The 14,353-nt window shown below is 34.0% G+C and carries 11 protein-coding genes; 5 read left to right on the top strand and 6 right to left on the bottom strand.

Annotated features, from left to right (window positions below; translation table 11 throughout):
* The first annotated feature begins 220 nt into the window (after positions 1-220).
* Both AAEO57_RS05770 and serB read left to right on the top strand, forming a co-directional pair.
* The gene (locus AAEO57_RS05770; protein WP_341690440.1) at positions 221-667 is read left to right on the top strand and encodes a VOC family protein; all 447 of its coding nucleotides are present in this window, start codon (positions 221-223) and stop codon (positions 665-667) included.
* Positions 668-824: 157 nt separating this feature from the next.
* Positions 825-2,054, top strand: a complete 1,230-nt coding sequence (serB, locus tag AAEO57_RS05765) for a phosphoserine phosphatase SerB (RefSeq protein WP_341690438.1) — start codon at positions 825-827, stop codon at positions 2,052-2,054.
* A gap of 262 nt (positions 2,055-2,316) precedes the next feature.
* Here serB and AAEO57_RS05760 read toward each other — a convergent pair whose 3' ends face one another.
* From AAEO57_RS05760 to AAEO57_RS05750, 3 genes are all read right to left on the bottom strand, one after another.
* Complete coding sequence (locus AAEO57_RS05760; RefSeq protein ID WP_341690436.1) at positions 2,317-2,760, bottom strand: hypothetical protein; 444 nt, start codon at positions 2,758-2,760, stop codon at positions 2,317-2,319.
* Positions 2,761-2,829: 69 nt separating this feature from the next.
* Positions 2,830-3,435 carry a hypothetical protein gene (locus AAEO57_RS05755; protein ID WP_341690434.1) on the bottom strand — a complete coding sequence of 202 codons (606 nt, stop codon included), beginning with the start codon at positions 3,433-3,435 and terminating at the stop codon, positions 2,830-2,832.
* A gap of 129 nt (positions 3,436-3,564) precedes the next feature.
* The gene (locus AAEO57_RS05750) at positions 3,565-5,073 is read right to left on the bottom strand and encodes a GH3 auxin-responsive promoter family protein (RefSeq protein WP_341690431.1); all 1,509 of its coding nucleotides are present in this window, start codon (positions 5,071-5,073) and stop codon (positions 3,565-3,567) included.
* A 245-nt stretch (positions 5,074-5,318) separates the two neighbouring features.
* Here AAEO57_RS05750 and AAEO57_RS05745 point away from each other — a divergent pair, with 245 nt between their 5' ends.
* On the top strand, positions 5,319-6,113 hold the full coding sequence (locus tag AAEO57_RS05745) for a DUF2797 domain-containing protein (protein WP_341690429.1): 795 nt from the start codon (positions 5,319-5,321) through the stop codon (positions 6,111-6,113).
* Between the two features lie 227 nt (positions 6,114-6,340).
* The gene (locus AAEO57_RS05740; RefSeq protein WP_341690427.1) at positions 6,341-7,423 is read left to right on the top strand and encodes a glycosyltransferase family 9 protein; all 1,083 of its coding nucleotides are present in this window, start codon (positions 6,341-6,343) and stop codon (positions 7,421-7,423) included.
* A gap of 43 nt (positions 7,424-7,466) precedes the next feature.
* Here the strand turns inward: AAEO57_RS05740 and AAEO57_RS05735 are convergent, their stop codons facing one another.
* The 3 genes from AAEO57_RS05735 to sppA form a co-directional block, all read right to left on the bottom strand.
* On the bottom strand, positions 7,467-10,091 hold the full coding sequence (locus AAEO57_RS05735) for an AsmA-like C-terminal region-containing protein (RefSeq protein ID WP_341690424.1): 2,625 nt from the start codon (positions 10,089-10,091) through the stop codon (positions 7,467-7,469).
* A 160-nt stretch (positions 10,092-10,251) separates the two neighbouring features.
* Entirely contained in the window at positions 10,252-11,199 is a 948-nt protein-coding gene (locus AAEO57_RS05730) for an alpha/beta hydrolase (RefSeq protein WP_341690422.1), read from the bottom strand.
* A 9-nt stretch (positions 11,200-11,208) separates the two neighbouring features.
* A complete protein-coding gene (gene sppA, locus AAEO57_RS05725) occupies positions 11,209-12,966 on the bottom strand; it encodes a signal peptide peptidase SppA (protein ID WP_341690420.1) in 1,758 nt (585 codons plus the stop codon).
* Between the two features lie 135 nt (positions 12,967-13,101).
* On the opposite strand from sppA, the gene folK reads away from it, so the two are divergent.
* On the top strand, positions 13,102-14,232 hold the full coding sequence (folK, locus tag AAEO57_RS05720; protein WP_341690418.1) for a 2-amino-4-hydroxy-6-hydroxymethyldihydropteridine diphosphokinase: 1,131 nt from the start codon (positions 13,102-13,104) through the stop codon (positions 14,230-14,232).
* Positions 14,233-14,353: the final 121 nt, after the last annotated feature.

The following is a 14,353-nucleotide window of genomic DNA, read 5'->3' as shown; positions in this document are numbered from 1 at the left end:
TAAAAATAATAATATAAAAACCCGTTGGGTGAAATTGATTTAAAAAATGAATTAAAGTATAAAATAGGAAGTAAAACATCATTTATAACGTAAAGAATTGATGTTATCCTGAGTGGAGTCGAAGGCTTAAGAACTCAAAAGAGCTCCGACTCCGCTCAGCCTGACACTTATTTTAATTTCATCCAACGGAAAAATATAAAAACATTAAAAATATCAAATCATGGCAACATCAGTAAATCCCTATTTAGTTTTTAACGGAAATTGCGAAGAGGCATTTCTGTTTTACAAATCAGTTTTTGGAGGAGAATTTCCGTATATCGGAAAATTTAAAGATATGCCGGCTGCAGAAGACGGAGGCTGTGCCGAATTTTCAGAAAAAGACGCTAACAGAATAATGCACGTTTCCCTTCCAATTGGAAATACTATTTTGATGGGAAGCGACAGCAACGAACAATCCGGTGACGTAGCTTTTGGCGGTAACTTTTCAGTTTCAGTCAATGTTGAAAGTATAGCAGAAGCAGACAGAATCTTCAACGGACTTTCAGCTGGAGGAACTATTTTTATGCCGATGAACAAAACCTTTTGGGGTGCCTATTTCGGAATGTTCAAAGATAAATTCGGTATAAGCTGGATGGTGAATTTTGATGTAAGTGAACCAAATAAATAAGTGAAAAAGTTAGGTTATTTTAATACCGGAACATAATTGTTAAATTACTCGAAAAAGCACATTGATTTGTGTTTTTTGGTTATAAAAACAAACAATTTACTTTTATATCAACAATAGATTGCCGATTTTTGTCGCTTCTTAAATCAATAAGGATAAAATGGCAAAAGAAGATAAGGAAATTATTTTATTAAAAGTTTCAGGACACGACAAACCGGGGGTTACAGCAGGTTTAACTTCAGTATTAGCGGCTTATGATGCCGTTATTTTAGACATAGGTCAGGCTGATATTCACGACACATTATCTTTAGGAATTTTATTCGAAATCGAAGCTGGTTCAAGTTCTGGACCTGTTTTAAAAGACCTTTTGTTTAAAGCTTACGAACTGGAAGTAAAGGTTAAATTCATTCCGATTTCTGTCGAAGATTACGAAACCTGGGTAAAATCACAATCCAATCAGCGTTACATCATTAATATTTTGGGAGAAAAATTAACGGCTGTACAGTTGGCTGCTGTGACTAAAATAATGACAGATCAAAACCTGAACATTAACTCCATTATCAGATTAACAGGAAGGACTTCTGTTGTTGAAAAAGAAGAATATCCGCGTTCGTGCATCCAGTTATCCGTTACCGGAGAAATTGTAAACAAGATCGAAATGACCGCCAATTTTATGGCAATTTCAAGAACGCTTGATGTTGATATTTCGTTTCAGGAAGACAATATTTACAGACGAAACAGACGTTTGGTTTGCTTCGATATGGATTCAACTTTAATTCAGACAGAAGTAATTGACGAATTGGCCGAACTAAACGGAGTAGGCGAGCAGGTAAGAGCGATTACAGAATCTGCTATGAACGGTGAAATTGATTTCAACGAAAGTTTCAAAAAGCGTATGGCTTTGCTGGAAGGTTTGAGCGAAGATGTTTTACAAAAAGTGGCCGAAAATTTACCGATCACAAAAGGAGCACATCGTTTAATGAAAGCGTTGAAATATTACGGCTATAAAACCGCAATTTTATCCGGGGGATTCACTTATTTTGGAGAATACCTGCAAAAAGAACTGGGTATCGATTATGTGCACGCCAATCAGTTAGAAATTAAAGACGGAAAATTAACCGGTAAATATATAGGTGATATTGTAGATGGTCTCAAGAAAGCAGAATATCTGACCGCCATTGCCGAAAAAGAAGGAATCCACATCAACCAAACTATTGCGGTTGGAGACGGAGCCAACGATTTGCCAATGATTAACCTTGCCGGTCTAGGAATCGCTTTTCACGCCAAACCAAAAGTTAAAGAAAGCGCTTCAAATTCGATTTCTAGTTTAGGTCTTGATGGTGTGTTGTATTTATTAGGATACCACGACCGATATATCGATATGATGTAAAAAATAGAATAACGTAATGTCATCCTGAGCGGAGTCGAAGGCTTAAGAACTCAAAAGGGCTTCGACTCCGCTCAGCCTGACAAAGTAAAATAAAAACCTTAGTTCATAATCATTTGACCTAAGGTTTTTTTATGGGCATGCCCCGCCGGAAAAAGCGGGTCGGGCTATTCGTTGCAATCTTTTTGTTTTTAAAGAAAAAACAAAAAGGATTTCCACTGCTATCCCTCATGCGGGCTTAGTGGAATTAATGGTTTATAAATTATTAGAGTTTCTTAGCTTCTCTAAATTTACAAATAGAATTGTAAATATCTTCATTTCTTCCTTTAACTAAACTTATCTCGGTTTTTGTAGCGATTCCTTCAGGATCAGGGAGTTTAAATAAAATTTTTGAAAGAAATCCATTTAACTGTTTGGCATATTCATTTTTATCTTTCAGAATAAAATTTGCATAGGTATTTCCTCTGATTGAAATTACACTTAATTTGTCAATATTGTGCCAATAAATTTTAATGTTATTTATATGATCGAAGAAATATGCTTCAGTCAGTTCAATTGCGGGTTGATTTTTTAAACTTCGATATAAATTTTTAATTGTTTTCTGTACGCGATTTTTTGTTAAAATAATTAAGAAAAAAGCTAATATAATTCCAAAAGGTTGATTACTGTTAAATAAAGTTAATAAAATCAGCGAAAAGGAAATAACCAAAAAAATAACCGAATCAAGCCATAATTTAAGAGAATAATATGGATAGAGTAGATTGTTCATTGCAGTTTATTATTTAATCACTATTGTATTAACAATTTTTTGAAACAACTCTGTGTTGTTGTCATCTTCAGTGTCCATTAATGTAATTTGATAAAATTGGTCTTTTATAGGAATAGCATACACTTTGATTTTAACTTTTTCACTTCCTCCTTTACCAGTTAGTGTGTAAATACAAGTGGCAGTTATACATTTTTTGCCGTCAACTACACTTTCCGTAGGTTCATTAGTATATTTAAAATCAGTAAAAACTTTTTTAATACCAATAAAACTTTCTTCAATACTTTTTCTAAAATCAGAAAAATTTTTATGCGGATTACTTCTTAAGTTGACTTTTATAGTGGGTATAATTCCAGCTGTTGTTTCGATTGGATATTTGAAATAAGTAACAACTTGAATTGTTCCTTTGTTTTGTTCTAATAATTTCGCAACAACTTTCTCATCTAATTTTATGTTGCTTTTTAAATTTTCAATAGTTTGACCTTCTTTTGCTTTTATCCATTTTTCAGGTTCTTCAATACTAAATCCAATACTTTCATTTTTGAAAATGTTCTGACTAAAACTAACATTTGCTACGAATATTAAAGACAAAAACATTAATTTTTTTACAATTTTCATATGGGTGTTTTTTAAAAATCTTTCTTAAAAGAAATAAAATATGTTGATTACATTAATCAACTAACGTTTGGAAGTATATTAAATCGATTCTTGTTAATTCGTAAAAATCACTTTTAGAATTGTGAAACTCTACATCTCCTTCAACTGCTCCAAATAATCCCTCTGATTCGAAAGTCTAGGAATTTTATGCTGTCCGCCTAATTTGTCTCTTTCTTTCAGCCAGTCGTAAAATAAATTTTCACGGGCAACATTAATCACCAAAGGGTTTAAAGTCATATTATTGTAACGCTTCGCTTCGTAATCAGAGTTTAAAGTCTGTAACGTTTCATCAAGCACTTTTTGGAAAAGCCCAACATCAGCAGGCTTTTGTTTGAATTCGATCATCCATTCGTGTGCGCCTTTCTCTTTGTCTTGCATAAAAATAGGGGCAACGGTATAATCAATAACTTCAGTTTGGGTGATTTCGCAAGCTTTGGCAATCGCCTGATCGGTATTTTCGACCATTAATTCTTCACCAAAAACATTAATATGATGTTTGGTTCTTCCTGTAACACGAATTCTATATGGATTTAATGAGGTAAAGCGCACGGTATCGCCAATTAAATATCGCCATAATCCGGAATTGGTAGTAATAACAATGGCGTAGTTTTTATTCAGTTCCACATCTGCCAAACGAATTACTTTTTGGTTTGGAGTATCAAAAGTATCCATCGGAATAAATTCGTAGAAGATTCCGTAATCCAGCATCAGCAATAAATCGCTCGAATTATTCAGATCCTGAATAGCAAAAAAGCCTTCAGAGGCATTATATATTTCGTAATATTTAAAATCCTTGCTTGGCAGGATTTTCTTGTATTGTTCTTTGTAAGGAGAAAAGCTCACGCCTCCGTGAAAATACACTTCCAGATTTGGCCAAAGTTCCAGTAAGTTTCCTTTTCCTGTGTCTTCCAAAACCCTGTTCATCAAAACCAGCATCCACGACGGAACGCCTGCAAAACTGGTTACATTTTCGTTTTTGGTTTCGTTGATAATGGCAGCAATTTTAGTTTCCCATTCACTCATCAGCGAAGTCTTGCTGCTTGGGGTGCTGCTGAACTCGGCCCAAATTGGCATATTTTCTATCAAAATAGCCGATAAATCGCCAAAGAAAGTATTGTTGTTTTCGTAAATCTGAGAACTTCCTCCCAGTCGAAGGCTTTTCCCGACAAACAATTCCGAATCCTCATTATTATTTAAATACATACAAAGCAAATCCTTGCTGCCTTTGTAATGGCAGTCCTCGAGGGCTTCGTTGCTTACGGGTATAAACTTACTTTTGGCATTAGTGGTTCCGCTGGATTTTGCAAACCATTTTATTGGACTTTCCCAAAAAACGCCCTGTTCTCCCTGACGTGTGCGTTCAATTAGCGGCTGTAATTCTTCATACCCCGAAACCGGAACTCTTTCTGCAAAAGTTTTATAAGAGTTGATCGATGCAAAATCATATTGTTTTCCAATAATCGTATTTTCTGAAGCTGTCAATAAATTATGCAGCAGTTCTTCCTGAACTTCGTTTGGGTATTTTAAAAAAAGTTCAATTTGATGTATTCTTTGTTTGAGAACCCAGGAAGCAAAAGAATTTATTATGGATAAAGGCATGAAGAATTTATTTAAGAATTTAGATTTTTAAATTATCAATTTTTACTATTAATGTAAATGCCGGAAATTTAAAATTTGAATATCAACAGACAAAACGTAACTTTGTAGCTATTCAAAAATAGTGTTTTTTTGCAAAAAACAATTTATTTAGAATAAAGATTCCGCTTGAAAAAATGATTTATAATGTTAAAATTTATAATCCAGACAAGCCTTAAATTATCAAAAGCAGCAATACAAACAATCTTATGACATACGAAGGAGTACTTACCAAAATGCAGACCGAAATCGGTGATCCAATTCAATATTATCTGGTTTTTGAAGATAGTTTTCTAAACATGAATCAGTTACTGAATAAGGAAATCGAAATCAATTTTGCAGGTTACCAGTGTTTGAATTGCTGTAAAAAGAAAAAAATATTTCGTCAGGGATTTTGCTACGATTGTTTTTATTCAAGCCCGGCTGTCGGAGATTGGATTATGAGACCTGAGCTAAGTACGGCGCATTTAGGAATCGCAGACCGCGACTTAGAATACGAACAAAAAGTGCAGTTACAGCCTCATGTGGTTTATTTGGCTGTAACCAGCGAAATAAAAGTAGGAGTAACCCGTAAAACACAAGTGCCAACCAGATGGATAGACCAGGGAGCAAGTCAGGCAATTGCTGTGGTTGAGGTTCCGAATCGATATTTGGCAGGAATTACCGAGGTAGCCTTAAAAAATTATTACACAGATAAAACCAATTGGAGAAAAATGCTTCAGCATACAACTGAGACTTTCGATCTGGTTGCTGAAAAGGTTAAAATTGAAAATCTGATTCCGGAAGAAACAAAAGAATATTTTTATAATCAAAAAAACGATTTATACGAATTAAATTATCCGGTTTTGATTTATCCTGCAAAAGTGACAAGTTTGAATTTAGATAAAACACCATCGTTTAGCGGTAAACTCACCGGAATTAAAGGCCAGTATCTGATTTTTGAAAACGGAACTGTTTTTAATGTCAGAGGGTCTGAAGGATACGTTGTTACGATTTTAGTATAGTTTTTAGGAGGGGTCGACTAATAAAAAAATGCTTTGTAATTTTACAAAGCATTTTTTTATATCTTTAAATATTTGATAATTAAATGTTTAATATGGTAATATTGAAACATTTCATTACAATTTTATAATCATTACTTATTGCAAAATTCTAATTTCAGCCAAAATTAGAATTTAATTTTGTGAGTACAAAAGGGTTCGTTTTTTACAATCGTTTAATTATTTATAAAATGGGAATATTAAGTAAAATAAATGTTTTGAGGCGTGCCTTCATGCACGGTCTAACCAGGAATATCGGGAAAACCAGTCAGGAAGAAGGTATTACTTTGGTGAATAAGGATGAAATTAAAAGAGTTATAATCTGCAGACCAAACGCGAGATTAGGAAATCTTTTACTGATTACCCCTTTTGTGCAGGAACTCGAAAAAACATTTCCCAATTGTAAAATAGATTTGTTTGTAAAAGGTGGTTTAGCACCTATTATCTTCGAAAATTACAGTTCTGTAGACAGGATAATCGAGCTGCCAAAAAAGCCTTTTAGAAATTTATTTAAATATTTTTCTGTTTGGATTTCTTTGAAAAAATACAAATATGATATTGCGATAAATGTAGATCATCGTTCTTCCTCTGGTCGTCTGGCTACAAAATTTTCTAATTCTAAATTTAAGTTTTTTGGAGACATCCCTTTTTCTGCTAACTTATATTACGGGGATTATGCGCATATTGCCAAATATCCAATTTATCATTTTAGGGATTATCTGACTAAGCTAGGTTTCGAAAAAAGAGAGGAATGCATTGCTCCTTTAGATCTTAAACTGACTCCTCTGGAAGTTGCTGAAGGAAATAAAAAATTAAATAGTCTGACTACTGACAACGATAAAAAAACAATCTGTGTGTTTACTTACGCAACAGGCGCAAAATGTTTGTCTACATCCTGGTGGGAGGATTTTTACGAGGGATTAAAATCGGAATATGAAAATTATAATATCATCGAAATTCTGCCCATAGAAAATGTTTCGCAGATTGGGTTTAAAGCACCGTCATTTTACAGCAAAAACGTTCGTGAAATAGGCTCTGTAATTGCAAATGCTGATTTGTTTATAGGCGCAGATAGCGGAATAATGCATTTATCCAGTGCTGTTCATACGCCAACAGCGGGATTATTCTCTGTTTCTGATTTAAAAAAATATGAACCTTACGCCAATAACAGCGTAGGAATAGATATAAATAATTATTCGAAAAAAGATTATTTTAAAACCTTCGACTCTATTTTAAGCAGTGGAAGATCACGGGTATATTCTAAAGCGATTTAAAAAACAAAAGGTCAATCCGGGTAAGATTGACCTTTTGTGTTATTTATTTCTTCTTAAACAAGCCATTCAGTAATTCACTTGCTTTTGTTTTGACTTCTTCATTAGTTTTTGGCTTGCTTTCAGTAGCGGTTTTGGTGGTGTCTTTTGATTTGGTGTTTTTATTAAGCAAATCAGTAAGCGCTGTTGTACCTTTTTGGGTAAGTTTTTCCTTTTGCTGACTCACAACCTGATTGGTAAGATTGTTAATCGCTGCTTTAGTGTCTAATGCCACTTTTGGATTTGTAAAATTACCTGTAATTACACCTGAAATCGGTATATTTTGCAATTTAGCAGCATCAGCCGGAGAAAGTTTAGAAAGAAAAGCATTGGCTTCTGTACCTAAATATTTTGCAGGAACATCTAGTTTTAAATTATAATTCATTGTTTGGTCAAAACCGTGAGTTCCGCCAACTGTAATTTTAATGTCCTGATATTTGATGTCAAAAGGTTTTACATTTACTTTTCCGTTATCAAAAGTAACGGCAGCTTTTATGTCGTTCAGATTTACCTTGTTCATATCGATAAATTTAATGTTTGAACCTAAAGCATTTAGTAAAGTCGAATTTTTTGCATTTACGGTAGTCGAAAGTAATTGTCCTAATAAATCTCCAGAAAGTGACGTTAGGTTTGGAGTTAATTCATTGGCATCTAAATTTCCGTTTAATTTGATTGTCGAATTCAGTTTACCATTAATAATTCCCGCAATTGGTGCAATTTTTTTCATCATATCCAATTGGGTAAAAGTCTGCGCAATATCTACCTGATTAAATCCTAAATTCATATCAAAGGTTGGTACTTTAGTTTTTGTCGAAACTGTACCGGTCAAACCGATTGTTCCTCCAAAAACAGAAGTTTTAAAGTTTTCTAAAGTAGCTTTTTCATCCTTTATGATTAATTTTCCGGAAACGGCAGTCAGTTTTAAATTGTCATATAAAACAGTGTTTGCTTTTGCATTCAAAGTACAATTTAAAAATGCAGGGATTTTCATCGCTTCAGCAGGTTTTGCAGCTGCTTTTGTTTCGGTTTTTTCTTCTCCGCTTGCTGTTGTAGTTTTTGCAGGTTCTCCTGTAGTCATAAAGTCATCAACTGCCAATTGGTTTGAACTCATGTTGAAGTTTCCTTTCAGTTCCTGCTTTTTAAACATAAAACCATAGAAATTCTCTAAGATTCCGTTAATAGCAATATCACTTTTTCCGGTAGTGGCATTAAACTGTTTTAAGTTGATTTTGCTAGGGTTAAACTCAACTACCGCAGTACTGATATTCATTGATTTGTTATTCTCATCCGTATACTTAAATCCGGACAGGCTCATTGTTCCCGCATTTTTGATATTTTGGTATTGGCTTTTTTCTACCGATGCCATATCAAAATTTGTTGTTACATCAGCTTTCAGGATACCTGCTAAAGGCTTATCCAGTTTAATTGGATACGCTTTTGAAAGGTTTGCCAGATTGATGGTTCCTTTTAAAGCAGCCTCAACAATAGGATTTACGGTTATGTTTTTAATATTCGCTTTGGCGCTAAAAACATCCTGATCGATTCTAAATGAAAGTTTGTCCAGATTTACGTAAGTATCGTTTAAAATCCCTGTTTCATTGATGATTTTGGTGTCAATTACGATATTCTGAACCGATTTTGGTAAGTTCGGATATTGAAAAGAAGAATTATTGGATGCTATTTCTATATTAAATTTCGGAACCGTTGTGTCTGTTAATTCTCCTTTTGCAAAACCAGCAACAGTAAAATCTCCGGTTGTTTTTACACCTTCAAGACTTGCTGCATAAGCCGAAGGAATCAGACCTAAGAAATTGGTAAACGATGAGGTTGGTGTTTTAAATTTTAAATCATAAATCTGAGCTTTTTCTGCCATTTGAATAAATCCGTCAAATTCTAAAGGCAACTGATTGATTAAAGCTTTGTTCTCTTTAAAAGTATATTTACTTTTCTCCAGATCAATTCCTAAAACAGCATCCAAAGTCAGTTTTACATTTTTAAGATAATTCATTTTATCCATGTCCAAAGATACGTTCGCTGTCGTTTTTGTGTTTAAATCCAGTTTAGAATTGGTAAAATCTCCTGTTCCTTCGTGATTCAGACTGTCGATAACCATTTTTATTTTAGAACCCTGATCGATATATCTGAAAGTGAAATTTTCAATTTTATAGTTCTGTATTTTTAACGAAAGAGGATCGCTTTTGCCTTCTGATTTGGTTTCTTTTTCATCTTTCAAAGCAATATCAAAGTTTCCAATTCCGTCTTTATTGAAAATAATATTAATTAAACCGTTTTGAGAACTGATTCCCTCAATGTTCAAAGGTTCTTCTTTTCCTTTAAAAAGTTCTTTGATACTCATTTTTAAATTCAGCTCTCCCAATGAAACCAGAGTGTCGCCTTCAAAAGGTGCTTTGTTGATAATAACAAGCTTTTCAATCGAGACATTAGCATTTGGAAAGTTTTTGAACAAACTTAAATCAGCATCTGCAAAACTTACTTTTGCATCGACACTTTTATTGATTGCCTCAGCAATTTTAGCTTTGATCTGATCCTTGAAAAGATAAGGAACAGCAAATAAGGCAGCAACCAAAACTACGAGTACAATTCCTGTGATTTTTAAAATTTTCTTTGACATAACTATTTAATATTTGGGGTTTGAATAGACAAAAAAATGATAAATGACTGTAGCAAAAATAGCTTTTTATACCGGAGCTTTTTGGTAATTTTTTGATAAAATCAATAAAAAAATCCGTTTGAGTTTACTATTTCAAACGGATTCAGTTTAATTTTTATTGTTATTTCTGGATAAATGAGACTATTTTGGAAGTCAGCGTTTCAGAAATGGGCAGGGTTTCGTTGTTGTAGCTTTCTAAATTTGCCTGCTGGTCTCCTTCGATAATTTTCATGATATGGTTCATGTTGTCTATAATCAGTAATTCAGAATTGGTATTGGCTTTGGATAAATTGTCCGCATCTTTTACTGTTACTTGTAAATCTTTTGTTCCCTGAATAATCAAAACAGGAAGATTTAATTTTTTAATTTCTGTCTGTGGATTGTATTTAAACCATGAAATTAAATAGGGCTGAACGCTTGGTCTAAAAAGCGAATTGAGCATGGGGTCAACATTCTTTACTGTTTTGCCACTCTTCAGACTGTCAATAATAGGAAACGTCATGTCTTCAATCTGTTTCATTCCTTTGGAAGAAATTTGTGCTTTTAAAATTTTATCAGCACTGTCTCCGGCTCCTGCAATCGAAACAAATTTGTCTGCTTTTGCTCCGGCAATCATTCCGATTAGGGATCCTTCACTATGTCCGATTACAACTACTTTAGAAAAACGTTTGTCTTGTTTTAAGAAGTTTATCCAGCTTTTTGCATCTTCCGTATAATTTTCAAAAACCAGACCCGATTCCGAATTGGCCGCGGGTTTGCTTTCACCAATTCCTCTTTTGTCAAAACGTAATGAAGCAATTCCGTGTTTCGCTAAAGCTTCAGCAAGCATTTTTAGCGAATTGTTTTTCATCATCGGGTTATTACCGTTTCTGTCTGTTGGGCCTGAACCGGCAATGATTAAAGCTACCGGGCATTTTTTGGATACATCAGGCATTGTCAGCGTGCCGAGTAACTGGTCGGTGTTTATTTTTAATACAGCCGGCGATTCCTTAAAAGTGAATTCTTTTTTATCCTGAGCATTTACAAAGCTTAGAATAAAAACGGTTAGAAGAAGAATTATTTTATTCATTTCCTGAGATTATTTGATACTGATACTGTAAGGCATTATGGCCTGAGCGCCCTTTAATTTTTGAAGTCTTTTGATGTGTTCGATAAGAATATAATTTTCCTCACCAATTTCTTCTTTTATAAATGATTCTTTTGATTTCGCAAAAGGTAATCCGTTCAAAAGGTCGTTTAAAGTTTTATCGTATTCAGGATAATTTTGTGTGCTGTACGATTTTATTTTGGCAATTTTGGCAGCTTCAGCAATGGCATCATTTAATCCTCCAATTTTGTCTACCAAACCAATTTTTAAAGCTTCGCTACCAGACCATACTCTTCCCTGAGCAATCTCATCTACCTGAGCAAAAGTCATTTTTCGGCCTTCTGCAACGTGGGTTACAAAAGTCTTGTAAATGTGCTCAACACTTTCTAATGTAAAAGCTTTGAATTTTTCATCAACAGGTACAAACGGGCTGTAGTTAGCTGAGTTTTCATGTGTTTCTACCTGCTCTGTATTGATTCCTAATTTATTTGCCAACGGACTAAAATTCGGCAGAACACCAAATACCCCGATTGATCCTGTGATTGTGTTTTTTTCGGCAAAAATTTTATTAGCGTTGCAGGCAATGTAATACCCTCCTGATGCAGCATAATTACCCATAGAAACTACAACAGGTTTTACCTTTTTAGTAATTTCAATTTCTCTCCAGATCAAATCAGAGGTCAGGGCACTTCCGCCCGGGCTGTCAATTCTTAAAACAATCGCTTTTACATCCTCATTTTTTCTGGCTTCCTGCAAAGATCGTCTCATAGAACCTTCACCAATTTGATTAACATCGCCTTCACCGCTTCCAATTTCGCCCTGAGCGTAGATAATGGCAATCTGATCGGTTACCGTGTTGGCTAAAGCGGTAGTGATATTATTTTGAGTGTAATCTGAAATCGAAATTTTATTATAATCGTCATCTCCTTTTACTTTTAAGGCTTTTTTGATGGCGTTGTGATATTCATCTTCATAGGCAACAAGGTCAACCAGATGCTGGGCTTTTGCCATTTCTGGAGTTCTTGCCAGTAATCCGTTTGCGATTTCGTTTAGTTTGGTAACCGGAATATTACGGCTTTTCGAAATATCGGTCACAACAGTTGCCCAAATAGAATTTAAAAGAGCTGTTATTTGCTCTCTGTTGGCTTCGCTCATTTTATTTTCAAGAAAAGGCTCAACAGCACTTTTATATTTTCCATGGCGGATAACTTCCATGTGAATACCTGATTTTTCCTGAAAATCTTTAAAAAACATTACTTCTGATGAAAGTCCTTTAAAATCCAGATCTCCTGCCGGATTCAGATAAACAGTATTGGCTACCGAGTTCAGATAATATTCTTTTTGGGTATACATATTGGCGTAAGCCCAGACAAATTTTCCTGATTTTTTGAAGCTTTCCAGCGCATTTCTTAAATCTTTATACTGTGCCAGTCCTAACGATGATTCGTCATTTAATATGGAGATCCCTTTGATTTTATCGTCAGTTTTTGCTGCTTCAATAGCATTGATAACATCAGTAAGTCCAATCTCTTTTTGATCAGAAAAAACACCAACCCAGGGGTCTTTGTATTTTCCGGCATAATCATTTTTGATGTCTTTTAAATCCAGTTCAATAACCGAATCAGCTTTGACAGTAACGCTGTCATCACCTCCAAAAATAGCTCCAATCAGGATTATTCCAAAAAAGAACAGCATGATAAAAACAAAAATACCAATTACAGTGGCAACTACATTTCCTAGAAATTTCATAAGTATATTTTTTTAATAAGTAGCAAAAACAAATGTTTCGTTACAGATTTTGATAAGCGATTTTAAATCGTAGCCAGAACCTGTATCACAAATATATTGTTAATTCTAAAATAGTTTTAGTTAATTTGCATAATTATGAAATCACAGCATCAGGTCGTTTTATCTATAGGAAGCAATCAGGGAAATCGGTTAGAAAACATTCAAAGTTGTATTAATTTGATACATCAGGAAGTGGGAACCGTAATCCGGGTTTCAAAATTATACGAGACGCCTGCGTGGGGATTCGAAAGCGATGCTTTTTACAATTGTGCATTGCTGCTGCATAGTTTTTCTTCAGCACAGAAAATACTCAGTCAGGCTTTAAAAGTTGAAAAAAAACTGGGAAGAATTCGTTCTGATCAGCAAGGATACCAATCCCGAATTATTGATGTTGATTTGATTGCTTATGACGATGAAATTATCGAATCGGAAAAACTTCAGATTCCACATCCATTAATGCAAAACCGAAATTTTGTTTTACTGCCAATGAAGGATTTGGAGTTAGACTGGAAACATCCCGTTTTTCAGAAAACAGTTTCAGAGTTAATTTCTATTACTTCGGACAACAGTGTTTGTACAATGGTTCAGGAGTTGAAGAGTCCCTTGCAGGAAATTCCGTTAGAGCACTTCAATTACATTGCTTTTGAAGGAAATATAGGGGCTGGAAAAACTACTCTGGTTCAAAAAATTGCTGAAGATTTTAATGCAAAAACTGTTTTGGAACGTTTTGCAGATAATCCGTTTTTGCCAAAATTTTATAAGGATCAAAACAGATATGCTTTTCCGCTGGAGATGTCTTTTCTGGCAGATCGTTATCAGCAACTGTCCGATGATTTGGCGCAATTTGATTTATTTAAAGATTTTGTAATTGCAGATTATCATATTTTCAAGTCTTTGATATTTGCTAAAATCACACTTGCTGAAGATGAATATCGTTTGTATCGCAACTTATTTGATATTATTTATAAAGAAATGCCAAAGCCTGATCTGTATGTGTATTTGTATCAAAATACAAACAGATTACTTCAGAATATTAAGAAGCGAGGGAGAAATTATGAGCAAAATATTTCTGCTGAATATTTGGATAAAATCAATAACGGCTATTTAGAATATATTAAATCCCAAACAGATTTAAACGTGCTGATAATCGACGTTTCTGATCGTGATTTTGTGAAAAACCACGAAGATTATCTCTTTATACTGAATGAAATTCAAAGGGTAATTTAAATAATGTGCCAATTTGATAATTATCTCATTTTCTAATTGACCAATTCTCAAATTAAATCTTTTACCTCTTTTCCATTTCTTAAATTCAGAGTGGTTAGTTGATTGTTGTTGCAATAAAAAT

The sequence above is a fragment of the Flavobacterium calami genome (assembly GCF_038290035.1).
Classification (GTDB): domain Bacteria; phylum Bacteroidota; class Bacteroidia; order Flavobacteriales; family Flavobacteriaceae; genus Flavobacterium; species Flavobacterium calami.
Note: the sequence above shows the minus strand (reverse complement) of the source record. Positions and strands in the feature narration are given on the sequence as shown.